This window comes from Marivita sp. (assembly GCF_051859345.1).
Taxonomy (GTDB): Bacteria; Pseudomonadota; Alphaproteobacteria; order Rhodobacterales; family Rhodobacteraceae; genus Marivita.
Genome location: NZ_JBHYFV010000053.1, coordinates 1 through 19,102, shown reverse-complemented (window position 1 = coordinate 19,102; position 19,102 = coordinate 1). Strand labels below are relative to the sequence as shown.

At 61.4% G+C, this 19,102-nt stretch carries 18 protein-coding genes; 9 read left to right on the top strand and 9 right to left on the bottom strand.

Annotation, left to right across the window (positions count from 1 at the left end):
• The first annotated feature begins 82 nt into the window (after positions 1–82).
• The 6 genes from ACTIEN_RS20455 to ACTIEN_RS20430 all read left to right on the top strand — a co-directional run bounded on the left by ACTIEN_RS20455 (position 83) and on the right by ACTIEN_RS20430 (position 6,784).
• The gene (locus ACTIEN_RS20455) at positions 83–769 is read left to right on the top strand and encodes an adenylate kinase (RefSeq protein ID WP_439525000.1); all 687 of its coding nucleotides are present in this window, start codon (positions 83–85) and stop codon (positions 767–769) included.
• Positions 770–841: 72 nt separating this feature from the next.
• Entirely contained in the window at positions 842–1,129 is a 288-nt protein-coding gene (locus ACTIEN_RS20450; protein WP_439524999.1) for a DUF4212 domain-containing protein, read from the top strand.
• 3 nt (positions 1,130–1,132) lie between these two features.
• Positions 1,133–2,911: a sodium:solute symporter family protein gene (locus ACTIEN_RS20445; RefSeq protein ID WP_439524998.1), complete on the top strand. Its 1,779-nt coding sequence runs from the start codon at positions 1,133–1,135 to the stop codon at positions 2,909–2,911.
• Between the two features lie 100 nt (positions 2,912–3,011).
• Entirely contained in the window at positions 3,012–4,835 is a 1,824-nt protein-coding gene (locus ACTIEN_RS20440) for a DUF294 nucleotidyltransferase-like domain-containing protein (RefSeq protein ID WP_439524997.1), read from the top strand.
• 25 nt (positions 4,836–4,860) lie between these two features.
• A complete protein-coding gene (locus ACTIEN_RS20435; protein ID WP_439524996.1) occupies positions 4,861–5,361 on the top strand; it encodes a hypothetical protein in 501 nt (166 codons plus the stop codon).
• 4 nt (positions 5,362–5,365) lie between these two features.
• Positions 5,366–6,784: an exonuclease domain-containing protein gene (locus ACTIEN_RS20430; RefSeq protein WP_439524995.1), complete on the top strand. Its 1,419-nt coding sequence runs from the start codon at positions 5,366–5,368 to the stop codon at positions 6,782–6,784.
• Here the strand turns inward: ACTIEN_RS20430 and ACTIEN_RS20425 are convergent.
• The 3 genes from ACTIEN_RS20425 to ACTIEN_RS20415 all read right to left on the bottom strand — a co-directional run bounded on the left by ACTIEN_RS20425 (position 6,777) and on the right by ACTIEN_RS20415 (position 9,819).
• Positions 6,777–8,267: a tripartite tricarboxylate transporter permease gene (locus tag ACTIEN_RS20425; RefSeq protein WP_439524994.1), complete on the bottom strand. Its 1,491-nt coding sequence runs from the start codon at positions 8,265–8,267 to the stop codon at positions 6,777–6,779. The two genes, ACTIEN_RS20430 and ACTIEN_RS20425, sit on opposite strands and share 8 nt — an antisense overlap.
• Positions 8,264–8,761: a tripartite tricarboxylate transporter TctB family protein gene (locus tag ACTIEN_RS20420; RefSeq protein WP_439524993.1), complete on the bottom strand. Its 498-nt coding sequence runs from the start codon at positions 8,759–8,761 to the stop codon at positions 8,264–8,266. Before ACTIEN_RS20420 ends, ACTIEN_RS20425 begins: the two co-directional genes overlap by 4 nt.
• Positions 8,762–8,841: 80 nt before the next feature.
• Positions 8,842–9,819 carry a Bug family tripartite tricarboxylate transporter substrate binding protein gene (locus ACTIEN_RS20415; RefSeq protein WP_439524992.1) on the bottom strand — a complete coding sequence of 326 codons (978 nt, stop codon included), beginning with the start codon at positions 9,817–9,819 and terminating at the stop codon, positions 8,842–8,844.
• Positions 9,820–9,944: 125 nt separating this feature from the next.
• Here ACTIEN_RS20415 and ACTIEN_RS20410 point away from each other — a divergent pair, with 125 nt between their 5' ends.
• From ACTIEN_RS20410 to ACTIEN_RS20400, 3 genes are read left to right on the top strand one after another with little or no spacing between them, the layout of a single operon-like run.
• A complete protein-coding gene (locus ACTIEN_RS20410) occupies positions 9,945–10,850 on the top strand; it encodes a LysR family transcriptional regulator (protein ID WP_439524991.1) in 906 nt (301 codons plus the stop codon).
• Positions 10,847–11,590: a sulfite exporter TauE/SafE family protein gene (locus ACTIEN_RS20405; RefSeq protein ID WP_439524990.1), complete on the top strand. Its 744-nt coding sequence runs from the start codon at positions 10,847–10,849 to the stop codon at positions 11,588–11,590. The genes ACTIEN_RS20410 and ACTIEN_RS20405 overlap by 4 nt, the downstream gene beginning before the upstream one ends.
• Positions 11,591–11,616: 26 nt before the next feature.
• Positions 11,617–12,234, top strand: coding sequence for a glutathione S-transferase family protein (locus ACTIEN_RS20400; protein WP_439524989.1), 618 nt, complete (start codon positions 11,617–11,619; stop codon positions 12,232–12,234).
• 5 nt (positions 12,235–12,239) lie between these two features.
• Here ACTIEN_RS20400 and ACTIEN_RS20395 read toward each other — a convergent pair whose 3' ends face one another.
• The 6 genes from ACTIEN_RS20395 to ACTIEN_RS20370 form a co-directional block, all read right to left on the bottom strand.
• Positions 12,240–13,805: a thiamine pyrophosphate-binding protein gene (locus ACTIEN_RS20395; protein ID WP_439524988.1), complete on the bottom strand. Its 1,566-nt coding sequence runs from the start codon at positions 13,803–13,805 to the stop codon at positions 12,240–12,242.
• A complete protein-coding gene (locus ACTIEN_RS20390; protein ID WP_439524987.1) occupies positions 13,802–14,908 on the bottom strand; it encodes a molybdopterin-dependent oxidoreductase in 1,107 nt (368 codons plus the stop codon). The genes ACTIEN_RS20395 and ACTIEN_RS20390 overlap by 4 nt, the downstream gene beginning before the upstream one ends.
• Entirely contained in the window at positions 14,905–15,570 is a 666-nt protein-coding gene (locus ACTIEN_RS20385) for a fumarate hydratase C-terminal domain-containing protein (RefSeq protein ID WP_439524986.1), read from the bottom strand. The genes ACTIEN_RS20390 and ACTIEN_RS20385 overlap by 4 nt, the downstream gene beginning before the upstream one ends.
• Positions 15,567–16,715: a CaiB/BaiF CoA transferase family protein gene (locus ACTIEN_RS20380; protein ID WP_439524985.1), complete on the bottom strand. Its 1,149-nt coding sequence runs from the start codon at positions 16,713–16,715 to the stop codon at positions 15,567–15,569. The genes ACTIEN_RS20385 and ACTIEN_RS20380 overlap by 4 nt, the downstream gene beginning before the upstream one ends.
• On the bottom strand, positions 16,712–17,668 hold the full coding sequence (locus ACTIEN_RS20375; RefSeq protein WP_439524984.1) for a fumarate hydratase: 957 nt from the start codon (positions 17,666–17,668) through the stop codon (positions 16,712–16,714). The genes ACTIEN_RS20380 and ACTIEN_RS20375 overlap by 4 nt, the downstream gene beginning before the upstream one ends.
• Positions 17,665–19,102 (bottom strand): L-aspartate oxidase (locus ACTIEN_RS20370; protein WP_439524983.1); only part of this gene is annotated, 1,438 nt, incomplete at its 5' end. The genes ACTIEN_RS20370 and ACTIEN_RS20375, both read right to left, overlap by 4 nt.

Genomic DNA, 19,102 nt, shown 5'->3' with positions numbered 1-19,102 from the left:
ACGGCGCATTGGGCGACACATCCACACTCGCAGACCCTTCGGTCGTCGATGACCTTATCGAAAACCGTAAGGGGTGAGGGACATGGATGGAAGCACAACGCCGACAACCGCCCCGGTTCTGATCCTGCTGGGCCCTCCGGGGGCCGGCAAAGGTACGCAGGCGCGCATGCTCGAAGACCGCTTCGGCTTGGTTCAACTGAGCACCGGCGATCTGCTGCGCGCCGCCGTGGCCGAAGGCACCGAAGCCGGAAAACAGGCGAAGGCAGTCATGGACGCGGGCCAACTGGTCAGCGACGAGATCGTCATCGCGATCTTGCGTGATCGGCTTGGCCACAACGATTGTGCGCAAGGCGTGATCCTTGATGGATTCCCGCGCACCACCGTGCAGGCAAAGGCGCTGGACAATCTGCTGGCCGAGAACGGTCAGAAGATCGACGCCGCGATCAGTCTCGATGTCGAAGATGCCGCGATGGTCGAGCGGATTTCGGGCCGTTATACCTGTGGAACCTGCGGCGAAGGATATCACGACAGCTTCAAGGCTCCCAAGACCGAAGGCCGATGCGACAAGTGCCAAGGTACGGAGTTCAAACGCCGCGCCGATGATACTGCCGAAACCGTCGCTGCACGGCTCAAGGCCTATCACGCACAAACAGCCCCACTGATTGCATTCTACGACGCACAGGGCGCGCTTGCCCGCGTCGATGCGATGGGAGCCATTGACGACATCGCCAAAAACCTGGGCGCAATCGTCAGCAAAGCCACCGCCTGAGCGGTCGCTGAACAAAGGGATTCGTGTCCCACAAACTCGGGGCACGTCAACGAAAAAAGAGGAGGAGCCGCAATGTCGGACCACACAAATCAAACGGCGCAGGCTGGCCAGAAGTCCGATGCGGGCTACTGGGCGGCCAACGTGCGCATCATCTTGGTGAGCCTGGTGATCTGGGCCATCTGTTCGTTCGGGTTCGGCATCCTGCTGCGCCCGATGCTGTCGGGTATCAGCGTCGGCGGGACCGACCTGGGCTTCTGGTTCGCCCAGCAGGGGTCGATCCTCGTCTTTCTGGCGCTGATCTTTTTCTACGCCTGGCGGATGAACAAGCTCGACCGTGAATACGGCGTCGAGGAGGAATAAGTCATGGATCAGTTTACCATCAACCTGCTGTTCGTGGGCGCGTCTTTCGCGCTTTACATCGGCATCGCGATCTGGGCCCGCGCGGGCTCCACAGCGGAATTCTATGCCGCCGGTCGCGGCATTCACCCGGTCACCAACGGCATGGCGACGGCTGCCGACTGGATGTCGGCCGCATCCTTCATCTCGATGGCGGGTCTCATCGCGTTCACCGGCTACGACAACTCCACCTACCTGATGGGCTGGACCGGCGGTTACGTTCTTCTGGCGTTGCTGCTTGCGCCTTACCTGCGCAAGTTCGGCAAATACACCGTGTCGGAATTCATCGGCGACCGCTTCTACAGCCCGACCGCACGCATGGTTGCGGTGATCAGCCTTCTTGTTGCTTCGCTGACCTATGTGATCGGTCAGATGACCGGAGTCGGCGTCGCCTTTGGCCGCTTCCTCGAGGTCAGCAACACCGCCGGCCTTCTGATCGGCGCCTGCGTGGTCTTCGCCTACGCGGTGTTCGGCGGCATGAAAGGTGTGACCTATACGCAGGTCGCGCAATATGTCGTGTTGATCATGGCCTACACGATCCCGGCGGTGTTCATCTCGTTGCAGCTGACCGGCAACCCGATTCCGGGTCTGGGTCTGTTCGGCAATGTCGAATCCGGTGAGCCGCTGTTACAGAAGCTGGACCAGATCGTCGCCGAGCTTGGTTTCCGCGAATACACCATGCATCACGGTGATACGTTCAACATGGTGCTTTTCACCCTGTCGCTGATGATCGGCACCGCCGGTCTGCCGCACGTCATCATGCGCTTCTTCACCGTGCCGCGTGTGGCTGACGCCCGTTGGTCCGCTGGCTGGGCGCTTGTGTTTATTGCGCTGCTGTACCTCACTGCCCCGGCGGTTGGTGCGATGGCGCGTCTGAACATCACCGAGCAGTTCTGGCCAAACGGCACGAGCGGCGAAGCGGTATCGGTCGAGACGATCGCAACCGATCCGGCTTATGACTGGATGGCGACATGGCAGCAGACCGGCCTTCTGGGCTGGGAAGACAAGAATGGTGACGGCCGCATCCAGTATTACAACGATGCAAGCCCCGCGATGCAGGAGCGTGCCGCAACCGAAGGCTGGGCCGGCAACGAGTTGACCAACTTCAACCAGGACATTCTGGTTCTGGCCAATCCCGAGATTGCCAACCTTCCGGGTTGGGTGATCGGTCTGGTGGCGGCGGGCGGCCTTGCGGCGGCGCTGTCGACGGCGGCGGGACTGTTGCTGGCGATTTCGTCTGCTGTCTCGCACGATCTCATCAAAGGCCAGTTGAACCCGAGCATTTCGGAAAAGGGCGAGCTTTTGTCGGCGCGGATCGCGATGGCGGTTGCCATCGTGGTGGCCACCTATCTGGGTCTCAACCCTCCGGGCTTTGCCGCGCAAACCGTGGCGCTGGCCTTTGGTCTGGCGGCGGCGTCGATCTTCCCGGCGCTGATGATGGGCATCTTCACAAAGGTGAACAATTACGGTGCCGTGGCCGGGATGCTGGCCGGTCTGATCGTCACCGTGATCTACATCTTCCTGCACAAGGGCTGGTTCTTCATCCCCGACACCAACAGCTTTACCGATGCCGATCCGCTGCTTGGCACGATCAAGTCGACAAGCTTTGGTGCGGTCGGTGCCATCATCAACTTTGCGGTGGCCTTCACCGTGTCCAAGATGACGGCGTCGATCCCGAAAGAGATCGAAGAACTGGTTGAAAGCGTCCGCGTTCCCCGTGGCGCTGGCGCGGCTCAGGACCACTAAGCCAACAGGAGGCGTCGCCCCGGCGGCGCGCCCCTGACAATGCGGTCCCGCGCCGGTACACCGGGGCGGGACTTTTTACTTAGGACGCCAGGTCTTTGACATGACACTTGATTCCCATTCGATTGCCCAGTTCCTGTCTGCCATCCATCCCTATGACGCGATGGAACCGGCAGCCCTGCAAACGCTGATCGACGCATTCGAGATCAAACCCATTGCAGCTGGTGATGCGATTTACGCATTGAACGCGCCTTTGGATGGTCTGTTTGTCGTCTATCAGGGTGACGTCGAAATCCGCGATGAACATGACGTTGCGATTTCGTTGCTGGGTCCGCGCAATTCCTTTGGCGAACGCGGCCTGCTGCGCGACGGGAATAGCCTGACGTCGGCGCGGGCCGTGACGGACAGCATTGTGATTATGCTTCCGGAGACCCGGTTTCATCAGGCGATGAACGAAGACCCGGCGTTTCGGCGTTTCTTCAACCGCAGTCGGGTTGTACGTCCCAACACCGCGAACCTTGCCACCACGCGGGTCGAGGCGCTCATGGCGACCGCGCCGCTGACCTGCCCACCCGAAACCGATGTGCAGACCGCCGCCCGCCTGATGCGGGATGCGCGCGTGTCGTCGATATGCGTGGCTGTGGACAACGCCCTAAAGGGTATTGCCACGATCCGCGATCTGTCCGGCAAGGTGGTGGGCGATGGTCTTCCTTTTGCGACACCGATTTCCCGGATCATGACCCCGGATCCGGTCACCCTGCCCCCGTCGGCCATCGGGTCGGACGTGCTGCACATGATGATGGAGCGGCGGATCGGGCATATCCCCGTGACACAGGCGGGCAAGCTGGTGGGCATCGTCACGCAGACCGATCTCACCCGCTTTCAGGCCGTCGGTTCAGCAGAGCTGGTGTCCGAGATCGCCCATGCGGGAAGCGCCGAAGACATGGCCGTTGTCACCCGGCGCATCCCGCAACTGCTGGCGCAGCTTGTGGCGGGTGGCAATCGGCACGAGGTCATCACCCGGTTGATCACCGATGTGGCCGATACGGCAACGCGGCGTCTGCTGGCGCTGGCCGAAGTGCAGTTGGGCGCGCCGCCGGTGCCGTATCTCTGGCTGGCCTGTGGCAGCCAAGGGCGCCAGGAACAGACTGGCGTGAGCGATCAGGACAATTGCCTGTTCCTGGACGACAGCGTGACGGACGCGGACATGCCCTATTTCGAAGCGCTGGCGCGGTTCGTCTGCGATGGGCTGGACACCTGCGGCTATGTCTATTGCCCCGGTGACATGATGGCGACCAATCCACGCTGGCGGCAGCCTGTCCGCGTCTGGCGCGACTATTTCGCCAGCTGGATCAAGACCCCGTCCCCAGAGGCACAGATGCTGGCCAGCGTCATGTTCGACCTGCGCCCGATTGGCGGTGCCACGCGGCTGTTCGAGGATCTCCAGACCGAGACCCTGCGCAAGGCGTCGGTCAATTCGATCTTTGTCGCACACATGGTGTCAAATTCGCTCAAGCACACGCCGCCGTTGGGCTTGTTGCGCGGCTTCGCCACGATCCGGTCGGGCGAGCACAAGAACATGATCGACCTCAAGCACAACGGCGTGGTGCCGGTGGTCGATCTGGGCCGTATCTATGCGCTGCAAGGCAAGCTGAATGTGGTGAACACGGCGGCCCGTCTTGAAGCCGCCATAGCTGCGGGTGCGCTCAGTGCGTCTGGCGGGCAGGATCTGCGCGATGCTTATGATCTGATCGCCGAAACCCGGCTTGAACATCAGGCAGGTCAGGTTCGCGCTGGCATCATCCCCGACAATTTTCTAAGTCCGACGGACCTGTCGGATTTTGAGCGAAGTCATCTACGGGATGCGTTTGTCGTGATAAAGTCACTTCAGTCGGCATTGGGGCACGGGCGCGGGATGTTAGGCTGACACGCGTCGTTTGGGAGGACGATCTATGTTTCTGGAACTGATCGCTGTGATCGTGGCCGGCATTGCCGGGGCGGGTGTGATGATGCTGGTCGCACGGGTGTCTGGTGGCCGCATCCCGAAATGGTTCATCCCGATTGCAGCGGGGGCCGCGATGCTTGGCACAACGATCAGCAGCGAATACAGCTGGTTCTCGCGCACCTCTGACGCGTTGCCCGAGGGACTGAGGGTGGTGCAGACCGCGGACAGCACGGCATTTTACCGACCCTGGACCTACGTTGTCCCCTACACCGACCGGTTCATCGCGCTGGATACGGGCAATGTCCGCGCCAATTCCGACGACGCCGATCTGTTCATGGCCGATCTTTACTTCTTCCAGCGCTGGGGCACTGTGCGGTCAGTCGAAATGATGGTGAACTGCCAGACCGGCCAGCGTGCGGATCCGGCCCTTGGGGATGGTGGCGACCCTGTCTGGCGGGATGGCGGTGCAAATGATCCGATTGTCACCGGCGTCTGCAACAAGGGCTGACGGTATGTTCACAAAGCTGAGCCTGCGTCTGCGCATCTTTCTGTTCTTCTGTTTGCTGGGCCTTGGGGGATTGCTCTCGGTTGGCGTGGCGCTGTGGTTCGGGTATGGGCGCGCGCTGGACACAACGATCGGCAATGGCTTTACCTTTGCGGCGATCCTTGCGGGGTTTTTCATCCTTGGACTGACCGTCGCCGTGTGGCTGCTCTTCGATGAAAACGTCGCCAAACCGATCGAACGGCTCGCTGCCGAGATGCGCACCCGTGCCCATGCGGGTGTGGATGGGGATCTTGATCTGACGGCGGCGCGCTATCTTGGTGATCTTGCTCCTGCCGCCTTTGCGGTCACCCGACAGTTGAGCGAAACAACCCTGAACACCGCACAGGCCGTGGCCCAGCAAACCGCGCGGCTGACGTCTGAAAAGGCGCGGCTGACTGCCCTTCTGACAGAAATTCCGGTCGCCACCATCCTGGTCAATCCGGACGGCCAGATCGTGTTGTACGACGGACAGGCGGCAGAGGTTCTGGCGCAGTTGGGCGTTGCCCGGCTTAATGCAGCAATCACCGAGTATTTCGAGCCGAACTCCGTGGCTGCCGCAGTGGGGAAATTGCGCAAGACCGGTTTGGATGTGGCATTCACCGCGAAATCACATGACGGCGCCCAAAGCTTTGACTGCACGCTCAAGCCGATGGACGGGGGTGGTTACCTCATGATCATCGACAGCCAGACGCTCAACATCTCGCCGGATGCGGCGCGCCCTCTTGTCTACGATTTCGACCTGCTGGACCGGCGGTCCGGGGCTGCAGAGAAGGACATCCATGACCGTCCGCTGCGCGATCTGTGTTTTTCCGTCTTTGACACTGAAACCACGGGGCTATTGCCGCACAAGGACGACGTTGTGCAACTGGGCGCGGTGCGGGTTGTGAACGGGCGGATCATCGAAGGCGAAATCATCAACCAGCTAGTCGATCCCGGCCGCCCGATCCCGCCGGCTTCGACCAAGGTGCATAAAGTCACCGATGCGATGGTGCGCGGAAAACCCGATATCCTGTCGGTCGCAAAACGGTTTCACGACTTTTCACGCGATGCGGTGATTGTCGCCCATAACGCGCCGTTCGACATGGCATTTCTGCACCGTCACGCAAAAGAGACCGGCGTCACATGGGATCATCCCATCCTTGATACGGTGCTTTTGTCCGCGGTTCTGTTCGGCGCCAGTGAGACACATACGCTCGATGCGCTGTGCACCCGCCTGAACGTCAGCATCCCGGCCGCACTGCGCCACACGGCCCTGGGAGACGCCACCGCCACGGCCGAGGTTTTGGTGAAGATGTTGCCAATGCTTGACGCACGCGGTGTGACCACTTTTGGACAGGTGATCGAAGAGACGCGCCGCCATGGGCGTCTCCTCGAAGATCTCAACTAAGCGGCACCTTCTTGCGCAGGGTGCTTCGGGTGATGGCGAACACCGTCACCCCTGTCAGCAGCCAGAAGAACCATGTGATCGGCCCCCGGAACAGGATGATCGGATCGCTTCCCGACATCAACATCGACTGGCGGAAATTGTCCTCGAGCAGCGGACCGAGAATAAACGCGATCAGGAACGGGGCTGCCGGAATGCGGTTGCGCATCATGATATAACCGACCCAGCCCATGACGAACATCACACCCACGTCGAAGATATTGTTGTTCACCGCAAAGACACCGTAGATGCACAGGATCAGCACACCGGGCATCAGGATCCGCTTGGGAACGTCCGCCACAAACCGGAACCCCCGGATCGCCACGGACCCGACAAACAGCAGGAACACCGAACTGACGATCAGTCCGATGAACAGGCCATAGATGATGTCCACGTTCAGGATGAACATCATCGGCCCCGGTTGCAGCCCGTGGACCATAAACGCCCCGATGATGATGGCGGTGATCACGTCGCCCGGCACACCCAGCGCAAGAAGCGGGATCAGCGTCGCCCCGGCGACCCCGTTGTTGCCCGCCTCGGAGGCCGCGACGCCCTCAATCTCGCCCTTGCCGAAATTGGCCTTGTTCTTGGAGGTGCGCCGCGCTTCGGAATAGCTCAGGAAGGCGGCGGGGGCGGCACCGATGCCGGGGATGGAGCCAAGAAAGACACCGATCATGCTGCCCCGGATGATGCTTTTGAAGCTCTTGGAATAGTCTGCCCAACTGCACCGTGACTTGCCCAGCGCCCGCGTGCGACCCAAATGCGCCACCGGGTTCCAGGCCATCGAGATGATCTCGGGGATGGCGAAGAGGCCGATCAGAACCGCGATGAAGTTCAACCCACCCATCATGTTCGGATTGCCCAGCGTAAAACGGTTGGTGCCGTAGACCAGATCAAGCCCGATGGTTGCGAGCAACAGACCGGCCAGCGCCGACAGCGCGCCGCGCAACAGGCTTTCGCCCGACACACCCGCGATGATGGTGAGCGAGAACAGGATCAGCGCAAAGAATTCCGGTGGACCGAAATTGAGCGCGAAGGACGCGAGCCACCCGGCAAAGAGGATCAGCGCGAGGTTCGACACCGCGTCGGCCGTGCAGGACGCATAAAGCGCCATGCCCAGCGCACGCCCCGCCTCGCCACGTTCGGCCATCGGGTGGCCGTCAAGGATCGTGGCCGAAGACGCGGGTGTTCCCGGTGTCTTGATCAGGATCGCGGGGATCGAGCCGCCAAAGATGCCGCCTTTGTAAACGCCCAGCAACAACAGGATCGCGTTGATCGGCGTCATCGCAAAGGTAAAGGGCAGCGTCAGCGCCACCGCCATCGTCGCGGACAATCCGGGGATCGCACCGGCGACCACTCCGACGACCAGACCGATAAACAGCATGAAAAAAGCTTCGAAATTGCCGACCAGAGCAAATCCGGCGGCCAGAGAATCCATCAGGCTCATGGCAACCTCACAAAGTCACCCTGGGGGATCGCCACTCCGGCGACATGGGCGAAGAACGCATATAGCAGCAAGGGGATGATCACGGCACAGACCAAGGCCGCAATCGGGTGACGGGTGCGAAACAGGAACGCACAGGCCGCAAAGGCAAGCATCGCCGTCCAGACCATGCCAAGCCGCGGCAGAGCGACCATGACAAGAACCATGATCAGCGCCAACGCACCAAGCCGCAACCACGGCGCTGATCCATCGGCTTGGGCGGTTTCTTCGTCTTCAAAAGGCGTGTCCTCGGCAGACAGGAACGCGTTTGCCAGCAGGCTCAGGCCAACGATTCCGGTCAGGCCAGCCAGGACATAGGGCCAGAATAGAGGCGACAGGATGATATTGCCGACATTGGACGGCGAAAACACAAACGAAGGAATCGCATAAGATACAAGGAACAACGCCAGCAGGGACACAACAATCCCAAGGCGAACATGCAAGGATTTCTGAGACATGGACAGAGACGCTCCGCAGGTGGAAACGCCGAGGCCAAAAGGCCCCGGCGCAAATCATGTCTGGGTGATCGGATCGTGGCTCAGCCTTCGACCCGCATTCCCAACTCGTCCACAAGTTCTTTGAACACAGTGTATTGACCGTTGATGAACTCGATAGCCTCTTCCGGGTTCATCACGTCAATGACAGACCCCATGGATTGCATCGTGTCCGCAAACTTGGCGTCCTGTGCAGCCTCGGTGATCCAGTCGCCCCATTTGGCACTGACATCATCCGGCAGACCTGCGGGGCCTGCAATGCCGGTCCAGCCCACCAGCGCGTTCAGGCGCGGTTTGCCAAGATCGTTGGCGGTCGGTGCGTCAAAGCCGACAACCGGCTCTTGCGTGGTGACCATCAACGCCTTCAGCTGATCGTTCGCGACGAAGTTCGCCAAAGCCGAGGTATTGGTGCAGATAAACGTCACCGTACCGTTCAGAACTGCTGTCGCTGCTTCACCACCACCCTTCTGGGGAATATGGGTCGCTTCGGTCAGCGGATTCTCGACACCGAATTCCTTGAGCACCATCGCGCCCGCCAGATGCAGCAGCGATCCGACACCGGACGAGCTGTAGCTGACGCCACCTTCGGCCACCTTGGCGACAAGATCATCCATCGAATCGATGCCACTGTCAGGATGGACAGCACAGGCCACCGGATTGATCTCGTAGACCGTGACGAAACGGAAATCGTCCAGCGTATAGGGCAAGGTCGCCTTCATCGCCGGGTTGACCGAATGCGATCCAACGCGTGCGAACAGCATTGTGTAGCCATCGGGCTTCGCGTTCTGCACAGCGACCGACCCGGTTGCGCCGCCGGCGCCAGTGACGTTCGCCATGATCAGGGGCTTGCCTGCGGCAGTGCCCAGCGCTTCGGCAATGGTGCGCGCGGAAATGTCCGTCGCGCCGCCCGCGCCGTAAGGAATGATCATGTTGATCGGGCGTTCAGGGTATTCCGCCATTGCGGTTCCGGCCAGCACACTCACTCCAAGCGCCAGAACAGACCCAAATGTACAAAGTTTCATAGTATCCTCCCTTTCTAAAGTTTGGCCCTGTCACAGGCTCTTGACTCACGTTAACCTTAAGTAGAGCTTTGACGAAGAAATAAAAAATTACAAGTTCTGTAAGCAAAACACACATAAACGGTCAAATGTCCATCAGATTGCTCAAAACGCTGGTCGCGGTTGCGGACCATAGAACCTTTAGTGCGGCAGCGGATGCGGTGTTCATCACCCATGCGGCCGTCAGCCAGCAGATGCGCACCCTGGAGGCAGATTTGGGAATTGCGCTGTTCGATCGGAGTTATCGCACCCCCGAACTGACGCCGCTGGGACGCGCCGTGGTTGCGCGCGCCCGCACCCTGGTGATGGATTACGACAACCTTGTTCCATCGGTCCTTGGGGATGACGGCCTGACCGGTGAGGTCATGCTGGGCGCGGTACCCACCACGCTGATCGGGCTTGCGCCGCTGTCCATGTCGATCCTGCGTGCGAAATACCCGGATCTGCGGATTCGGATCACCCCCGCTTTGACCGCTGCCCTGTTGTCGGGCATTGATCGCGGGCAATATGACGTGGCCATCGTGACAAAGCCGGTTCTGATGCCGCTGGGCTTGGTGTTTCTCGAAATCGCCGACGAACCGCTCCACCTGATCACCGGCGCAGAGGTTACGGAAACCGACCCGATCAAGATATTGGAAAAACAGCCCTTTATCCGCTTCAACCGGGACGCTGTTGTCGGCACGGTGATCGAAACATGGCTGCAGGAGAACAACATCCGCGTCAGCGAAGCGATGGAATTGGGAAATCTCGAAGCAATCTCAAGCATGGTACATGCCAACCTTGGGGTTTCGATCGTGCCCCGGTCCTGTGTCGCCAGCCGGTATGCCCTGCCGCTCAACCATTTGACGCTTGGCCCGGAGGCGCCTTCGCGGATTCTGGGTCTGGCCTATCGCAAGGAACATCCCAAGTTGCGGGTGATCGAAGAAATCCATGCAGCCCTTTTGCGTGCCGTACATGAACACTCGCCAGACGGTCAGGCCGGAGGCACATCGTGACCTGGGTCTCGATCCTGTTCATTGTCCTGGGGGCGCTTGCCGGAGGTTTTGTCAACGGACTGGCCGGAACCGGCACAGCCTTGTTCGCGCTTGGCTTTCTGCTTGTCGCGCTGGACCCCATCAGTGCTGTGGCTGTGGTGTCGCTCATGTCGGTTGTGACCGGGATACAAGGGCTGTGGATCGTGCGAGAGGCTCTGACAAGAAACGTACCGCGTCTGATGCGTTTCATCATCCCCGGCTTGCTGGGCGTACCTGTGGGAATCTCGTTCCTGTCTTTCATAGATGCCGACACGCTGAAGCTGATTATCGGGGTGCTTCTGATCGTTTATGGCGGCTTTTTCAGCTTTCGCGCCAATCTGCCCAAATTCGAACGCCGGACGCCGGTTCTGGATGCCGGAATAGGTCTGGCGGGCGGCGTCCTTGGCGGCATGGCATCCCTGTCCGGTGCCTTGCCGGTGATCTGGTGTTCGATGCGCCCCTGGCCCAAGGCAGAAACCCGCGCCGTGTTGCAGCCCTTCAACATCGGCGTCCTCTTTACGACGACAGTGATGCTCTGGTGGCGGGGGGCTTATACATCGACAACACTCACCGCCTTCCTGATCGCACTGCCGGCATCCTTGATCGCGGCACAGATCGGCATTGCCGTGTTCCGCCGCATTTCGGACAATACGTTCCGACGCTTGCTGATCGGACTGTCTTTGCTTCTGGGTCTGGGCATCCTGATCCGGGCCCTGTTCTAAACGCTCACCCAACCGGAGGACTTAGCGTGCTCACACTTTACTACGCCAAAGGCTCATCTGCCCTTGCCCCTCATATCCTGCTTGAAGAGGTCGGCGCGGACTATGCCGTGCATGAAGTTCCGATTGCGCATGGCGCACATCACGAGGCGTCGTTCCTTGAGATCAACCCGAAAGCACGGGTTCCGGCCCTGATGACGCCAAACGGTGTGATCACGGAAAACCCGGCCATCCTCACTTATATCGCGGCAACCCATCCGCAGGCACAGATGCTGCCCGACACGCCGTTCGCGCGCGCGGGGGCGGATGCGCTGAACGCCTATCTCTGCGCGACCGTTCATGTGGCCTTTGCCCATCTCCAACGCGGTGCGCGCTGGACCGACAGTGAAGAGGCCCAGGCGGCCATGAAGGCCAAGGTAGCAGGCAACATGGCAGAGTGTGCCGCCATGATCGAAGCGCATTACCTGACAGGGCCGTGGGCAATGGGGGATCGTTACACGATCTGCGATGCCTACCTCTTCCTTGTGCCGCGGTGGATGGCCAAGGCTGGTGTAGACCTTGCGGACTATCCCAAGCTTGAGGCGCATCACAATGCGATGCTCGAGCGCACCGCGACCCTCGCCGTAATGGCGATCCACGGTATATAGCCAGGTCAGGTCACCACTGGCGCAGGCTGACCGTCGATCATCACATTGAGACAGGCTGGCTTGCCTGACGCAATCGCCCGGTGCAGCGCGTCGGGCAGATCGTCCAGCGTGGTCACCAAAGCCCCAAATCCGCCCAAGGCGCGTACCGCCTCATCATAACGCGCCCCGCTCAGGGCGCAGCCATGGAGGCGGTCATTGCCAAAATCACGCAGCTGGATCTGGTGCTCTGCGTTCCAGCGCTGATCGTTTCCGATGATGGCGACAAAAGGAAGGTCTTCCCGAATCGCGGTTTCGAATTCGGCAAAGTGGAATCCGGCTGTTCCGTCGCCCATCAGGGCGATCACGGTCGCTGTCGGGTCCGCCGCCCGCGCGGCCATGGCGTAACACAGCCCGCCGCCAATCGCCCCAGACACCCCGTTGATGATCCGACGCGGCGCAGTCACGCCAGCTTGCGCCCATTGACCAAATTCCCCCCCGTCACAGACAAGAACCGGGGATGGTGCATCCGCAATCACCGTCTGAACCGCCGCACATAGGGCATTCGGATGGATGGCTTTTTGATCAGCAGTCGCAACCCGGCGCGCACAGACCTCTTTCACCCGCGCCGTCCAATCCGGTTCACGCGCAGGCGGACCGCCAATTGCCAGTCCACGCGCGACATCCAGCGGATCTGCATCAAGGCTCAGCGTCAAACGCTCGGCGCAGTTCAGTTGCGCCCGCGCCCGTTCTTCCGGGTCCGCGTTGACCACAGCCCAACCGGCACGCGGAGCCGCATCGCCAAACTTCAGGGTGAAATCCAACGGCTTGCCCAGTAGCAAGATCCGATCCGCCTCGGCAAAGACCGACGACACGGCACCAAGCGACGGATCATTCAGCCCCCTTGGGCTTTCCATGGCGATCACGGGCGCACCCGTTGCGGTTTCAAGCCGCGCGGCGAGTCCCGGAGCCCGCGTGTCATTCAACGCGGGGCCCAACACGATAATCGGCCGTTTCGCCGCATCCATCCAATCGCGCAACCTCGCCACGTTGGTGGGGTCGCTTGGATCAGCGGACTGTCCCGCGACCACATCTGTCTTGGCCAGCAGAACGTCGGCGGGCAGCGACACATGCACCGGTCCGGGCCTTCCTTGCAATGCGACGCGGGCTGCCTTGGCGATCACTGCACCCAGATCATCCACGCGTGTCACCCGCACCGACCATTTGCTCAGCGATTTGGTCAGCGCGACCTGATCCATCTCCTGAAACGCACCCTGTTCGTCGCGGGCGACAGGGCTGTCACCGCTGAGCAGCAGAACCGGCGTGTCCGACGCGCGCGCAGTCAAAAGCGGCCCGATGGCATTGCCAAGCCCCGCCCCCGCCGTCACCAACGCGACACCCAGGTTGCCGGACAGCTGGGCATACCCTTCGGCCATATAGACCGCGGCTGCCTCGTGCCGGGTGTGAAACAAGCGGATGCCGGCATCGAGACTCGCGTCAAAAAGCGGCATGATCTGGTTGCCGGACAGCGCAAAGATATCCGTCACGCCCTGCGCGGCCAACGCCTGCATCACCACGTCCGCGCCGCGCGTCATGTTGCGGCCTCGGCCACATGGACCCGAACGCGATGAACTGAATTATTGGCAAATCCTGCCATGTCGAACGGTGCCTCCAGTGGTTGCATGTTGCCCTCCGCATCCGTTGCGCGACAGGCCAGATCGTAAACTCCAGGTGTTGCATCCCAGTCGATGCGCCAGCCCGTCCAGGCATAGCGGTCCCGACGGCCTGTCAGTTCGGCTGTGCGCCATGTGTCGCCCAGCAGAACCTCAACCCTGTCAATCGGCACTCCGCCACCCGACCACGCGCGTCCCTCAATCGTCACACGCCCCGCCTGCAACCAGCGCTGCCGCGTGACCCAATCGGGCACACCCGGCGGCTTCATCAGCGATTTGACCCGGATTGTCGTGATCGGCGTGCCGGGGTCGTCCTCGTCCTTGCGCAGCCGGTAGGTCTGCACCTGCTGAAAGCCTTGATAGCGTTCGGTCAATGCCTTGATCTTCGTCAGCCACTTGACCGAGGCCATCCCGTACCAGCCCGGCACGACGATGCGCAAAGGCGCGCCGTGCTGCGGCAAAAGTGGATGGCTGTTCATGCCCCAGACCAGCATCACGTCGAGATCCGCGATCTGATCCGGCGTCAGGCTGCGGCCAAAGAAATGCGGCTGCCCCTTGTCAAAGCCATAGTCGGCACCGAGGAAGGCGAAATCCTGCACCCCCGCCTGCGGCTTGGCCCGCGCCAAAAGCGGCGCAAGCAGCGTGCCCGTCCACTCCGACGTGCCCACCGCCTCGTACATCCACGGCATCGAGAAACAGCGCGGGCTGACCCCTGCCCGCCCGTTGCCCGCACATTCCAGTGTGACCGGCCGCGTCACCTGTGGCAGCGCGCGGATCTCGTCCATGTTCAGGGAAAAAGGCGCATCGAACGCGCCCTCGAAGCGCAGCATATGTTCGGAGTCGGAAAGCACCGGCACATCGAAATGATTGAGCAGGTAATGCGTGCCCGTGGGTGTGATGTCGAGGCCCAGAGTTTCCAGCAACGCCCCCGAATTGCGGTTTGCCAGCGCCACTTCCTCGGGCGAGAACACGCCTTCGGTCACGGGCGGCCGCTTGGCCCCCGGCGCAAACGGATTGTGGGTCATATCACCTCGTCCGAGCGATCATCACTTTCACCGTAGCGTTTCAGGACGGCGGGTTTGGTGCCTTCGTAGACCCGTTCGATGTTCTGCGCGATCTTGGCATTCTCCCGTTCGAACAGGCAATCGCCATTCAGATCCGAGGCCACGATGAACGGCCCCATCTTGTTGCACTTGATGACCCACATGGCCTGCGCAAGGCCCAGCTCCTCGTTCCAGTGCACCGCTTCGACGTTTTCCACACCGCGCCCCAGAAGCGCGCCAGTGCCGTAGCCAACGGTCGACAGGTAGACCGCGCCGTTCGGAACGAAGTAGCTCTTGTAATCCCTGGATGTCATGCCCCCCTTGCCGATAATCAGCTTGGCCCCGGTCTTTTCCATCCATTCCGGCAACCATTTGGCAAAGCGGAACGACGCGGTTGCGGTTACCGCGCCCATCTCAAAGCTGCCATCGGGGTTGATGCGGGCGGCAGGGGAACAGTGGAAATTGGCGGCACTTTCCGAAGGAAGTTCCATCGGGATATTCGCCTGATCCTCGAGCGCGCGCATGTAGACCCCTTCGCGGGCGGTATACATCAGCCCGTCAAGGTACACGATGTCGCCCAGCCGCAACTCGGCGATCGCCTCGGGTGTGGGGGTGGTGGACAGTCGGATCTCACGCGGGCTCATGGGGTGACCTTTTCTGACGGGGCGGAAAGGATGTCATCTGTGTGTTGGCCCAGCGTCGGCACCGGCCCAAGACTGTCCGGCCCCCAGGGCGCATCAAAGGGCAAGGCCGGAGCGCGGACGGTCAGGCCCAGTTGGGGCACCGCCAAGGGCAACCATGCGCAACTCTTGGCCATCTGAGGATGGGCAAGCACCTCGGCAAGGGTCCGCACACGCGCGGCAGGCACATTGGCGGCAGACAGCCTGTCCTCCCAGGATTGCGCATCATCGGTGAGAAAGACAGCCCTCAGCGCTTCGGCAATACGGGTGTCATCAGGCTCGTCCGCCAGATCAGGCCGCGCGACCGCCGCACACAGCCGTGTGGCCTGCGCAGGCGTGTTGGCAGTGATCACAAGCGCGCCCTCGGCGGTATCGAACCTCCCGGAAAACGGCGTGTCGGCAAAGGCCCTGTTTCCCTCTAATCCGCGCAGTGTGCCGGTTGTCTCGTGGTGGATCGCATAGGCCCCCATGAAGGTTGTCATGGCATCCAGCATCGACACGGACAGGCGCTGCGCCTCATCCGGCTTGCGCGCCTTTTGCAGCAACGCCCCCAATATGGCAGCAACAAGGGCCTGACCTGCGACGTAATCGACTATCGGCAATCCAACCCGCATCGGTCCGCTGCCGGCCTCGCCGGTCATCGCCATGAGGCCGCTGATCCCCTGAAGGATATGGTCATAGGCGGGGCGGTCCGACAGGGGGCCAGACTGTCCATACCCACTCAGACTTGCGTAGATGATCGTGCTGCGTTGTGTGCGGATGTCCTCGAATCCGACACCAAGCCGGTCCACCACGCCGGGGCGAAAATTCTCGACCAAGACATCCGCTGTCCGGGCGAGCTCGTACAACTTTTCCCGGTCGCCGGGCGCTTTCAGATCCAGTGTGACAGACCGCTTTCCGCTGTTCTGGCTCAGAAAGGACGCCCCAAGACCCGCATCTTTCATGACTTGGGTTCCACCGTGGCGGCGCACGAAATCATCGCCGTTCGGACGTTCGATCCGGATCACGTCCGCCCCCATAAGAGCCAGCTGCCCAGTCGCATATGGCCCAGCCAACACATGAGTCAGATCAAGGATCCGCACGCCGCTCAGGGGGCCGTCGTCACTCATTCCGCTGCCTCTTGCATCGGTTCCCACTCCACGGTCTCGCGGCGCTGATACGGCGTGAACCAATCCGGATCGGTGCGGTGTTCCACCCGCCCATCCGGATAGATCCGCGCCACGGCGCGCCGCGAGGACAGGCAGAAGGCGTGAACCGACATCGGCATCCCGCCGGTGTGGCAGTAGCCCACCTCGATATTGCAATCGACCACCATGTTCTTGCCGACAAAGCCCATCGCGCCCATGCCGATGGAGTTGCCAAGTTCCTTGAACTCGTCCTCCATCTCGGCGATGCGCGGATCGGAATTGCGGCTGCCCACGGTGCGCAGCACCGAGGCGCGCTTGCCCAGCGTCATGCAGATGTCCTTGCTGCCGCCCAGCCCGATGCCGATGATCGCGGGCTGACAGGCCAGACCGCGTTTGCCGAAGGCCATCAGGCTGTCGAGGTAGAACCGCTTGATCCCCTGTATCCCGTCGCTCGGGAACAGCATCCGGTAATCGGTGCCGAACAACCCGCCTTTGTGCACGGTGATCAGGTCGATCCAGTCGCCCTCGGGTTCGAACCCGTATTCGATCTCGGGCGCGCCGATGCCAACGTTGTTGTTGTGGTCCGTCCGCCAAAGAGGATGCACCCGGTTGGGGCGCAGCGGCACGCCGTTGGTCGCCGTTGCCGTCGCCCTTCGCAGCGCGGTTTCCAGCGCGCACATGCCCCCCTGAACCTGTGCGTCATTGCCAAGCTTCACGAACCAGCGGGGCACGCCCGTGTCGCCGCACATCGCGCGGCGGTCTTCCTTGGCGGCTTCGTAATTGTCGAGCATCGCCTTGAGCACAAAGGACGACAGGTCGCCATCCTCGGTCTCGGCGGCTTTCTGCAACCCGTCAAGGTAATCCTCGGGAATCTCGATGGCTGCCTTGTCCATCAGGGTTTCGGCGGTTTTCTGGATCAGGTCTATCGGGATCATTGCGCGGCCACCAATGTCTCTGGCTCCCCCTCGGGAAGCACGGTTTCGCCGGGGCGCACGATGGTGAACATCACGTCTTCGCGCCCCACCTCAACCGCGTCGCCTACCTGCCGCGCGACGGTGAAATAACTGTCCTCCATCGCGCCGGGTTCCGGGAAATCCTCGCGGTAATGCGCCCCGCGCGAGTTTTCCCGCGCCAAGGCCGCCTTCGTGATCACCCCGGAAATGTCACAGAGCGACCGCAGGTTCAGCCAGTCGTGCCATGTCAGGTTGAAGGCCAGATTGTCGGCGGCGACACCTATATCACCCAGCGCGTCCGAGATTTCGGCAATCCGAGTCAGACCGCGCTTGAGACCCGCTTCGGTGCGCATCACGCCCACCTCGTCCCACATCGCCTCTTGCAGTTGCTTGCGCAGCGGCAGCACCAGTTCCGGCTTGCGCGTCAACGGGTGACAAGCGCGCAGCAGTTCCGCCTCCATCACGTCCTCGTCGGGATCACGCAGCGCGCTCATGCCGCGAATGTCAGCGCTCATCACGTCACCCGCGATACCGCCATAGACCGTCGAATTGGCCACGCCATTGCCGCCCAGCCGGTTCGACCCATGCGCGCCGCCTGCGTCCTCTCCGGCGACATACAACCCCTCCATCGCCGTGCGCGTATCTACATCGACCACGACGCCGCCCATGAAGTAATGCGCCGTCGGAACAACCTCGACCTTTCCCGCCGCAAGATCGAACCCGCTGTCGGCACAGCGTTTGACCATGCCTTTGAATTTTTCGCGCACGAAATCCGGCCCAAGATGGGACATCGAGATGAACACGCCCTCTTGGTCTGGATTGTTGTTCTTGCGCATCTCGGAATAGATGCCACGGCTCACCACATCGCGTGTCGCGCGTTCACCCTTGCCGTCATAGTCAAACATGAAGCGCTGGCCCGCGTGGTTCACCAACTGACCGCCCGCGCCGCGCAAGCCTTCCTCCAAGACGGTCCCGGTCATCCGGGTGTGATCGCCCGCGAGCAATCCCGTCGGGTGAAACTGCACCATCTCCATATCGCGCAGCGGCAGGCCGACGCGCATCGCCATGGCAAGCCCGTCCATTGTCTTGTCCCCCGACGGCGTGTGGTACTTGTACATGGTGGGGCCACCGCCCGTCGCCATCAGCACTGTCTTCGCGCGCACGAACCGGAACTTGCCCGTCCGCATGTCGATCATCAGCACTCCGGCCAAAGCCGATCCGTCCTTCGTCGGGATCAGGCCAATCGCGCGGTGCTCCTGAAGCTTTTCGACCGGGCGCGACAACACCTGTTCCATCAGACGGTTGATGATCTCGATGCCGGTCAGGTCGCCCTTGTGAACGGTGCGGTCGGCGGTCTGCCCGGCAAATGCCTTTTGGTGCAAAGACCCGTCGCCGTTGCGGTCAAAGAAACAGCCG

Bases quoted from the DNA above. Each gene is read 5' to 3' on its own strand.
- ACTIEN_RS20455 (WP_439525000.1), top strand. From the start codon at position 83: ATGGATGGAAGCACAACGCCGACAACCGCCCCGGTTCTGATCCTGCTG.
- ACTIEN_RS20450 (WP_439524999.1), top strand. From the start codon at position 842: ATGTCGGACCACACAAATCAAACGGCGCAGGCTGGCCAGAAGTCCGAT.
- ACTIEN_RS20445 (WP_439524998.1), top strand. From the start codon at position 1,133: ATGGATCAGTTTACCATCAACCTGCTGTTCGTGGGCGCGTCTTTCGCG.
- ACTIEN_RS20440 (WP_439524997.1), top strand. From the start codon at position 3,012: ATGACACTTGATTCCCATTCGATTGCCCAGTTCCTGTCTGCCATCCAT.
- ACTIEN_RS20435 (WP_439524996.1), top strand. From the start codon at position 4,861: ATGTTTCTGGAACTGATCGCTGTGATCGTGGCCGGCATTGCCGGGGCG.
- ACTIEN_RS20430 (WP_439524995.1), top strand. From the start codon at position 5,366: ATGTTCACAAAGCTGAGCCTGCGTCTGCGCATCTTTCTGTTCTTCTGT.
- ACTIEN_RS20425 (WP_439524994.1), bottom strand. From the start codon at position 8,267: ATGAGCCTGATGGATTCTCTGGCCGCCGGATTTGCTCTGGTCGGCAAT.
- ACTIEN_RS20420 (WP_439524993.1), bottom strand. From the start codon at position 8,761: ATGTCTCAGAAATCCTTGCATGTTCGCCTTGGGATTGTTGTGTCCCTG.
- ACTIEN_RS20415 (WP_439524992.1), bottom strand. From the start codon at position 9,819: ATGAAACTTTGTACATTTGGGTCTGTTCTGGCGCTTGGAGTGAGTGTG.
- ACTIEN_RS20410 (WP_439524991.1), top strand. From the start codon at position 9,945: ATGTCCATCAGATTGCTCAAAACGCTGGTCGCGGTTGCGGACCATAGA.
- ACTIEN_RS20395 (WP_439524988.1), bottom strand. From the start codon at position 13,805: ATGACGCGCGGCGCGGACGTGGTGATGCAGGCGTTGGCCGCGCAGGGC.
- ACTIEN_RS20390 (WP_439524987.1), bottom strand. From the start codon at position 14,908: ATGACCCACAATCCGTTTGCGCCGGGGGCCAAGCGGCCGCCCGTGACC.
- ACTIEN_RS20385 (WP_439524986.1), bottom strand. From the start codon at position 15,570: ATGAGCCCGCGTGAGATCCGACTGTCCACCACCCCCACACCCGAGGCG.
- ACTIEN_RS20380 (WP_439524985.1), bottom strand. From the start codon at position 16,715: ATGAGTGACGACGGCCCCCTGAGCGGCGTGCGGATCCTTGATCTGACT.
- ACTIEN_RS20375 (WP_439524984.1), bottom strand. From the start codon at position 17,668: ATGATCCCGATAGACCTGATCCAGAAAACCGCCGAAACCCTGATGGAC.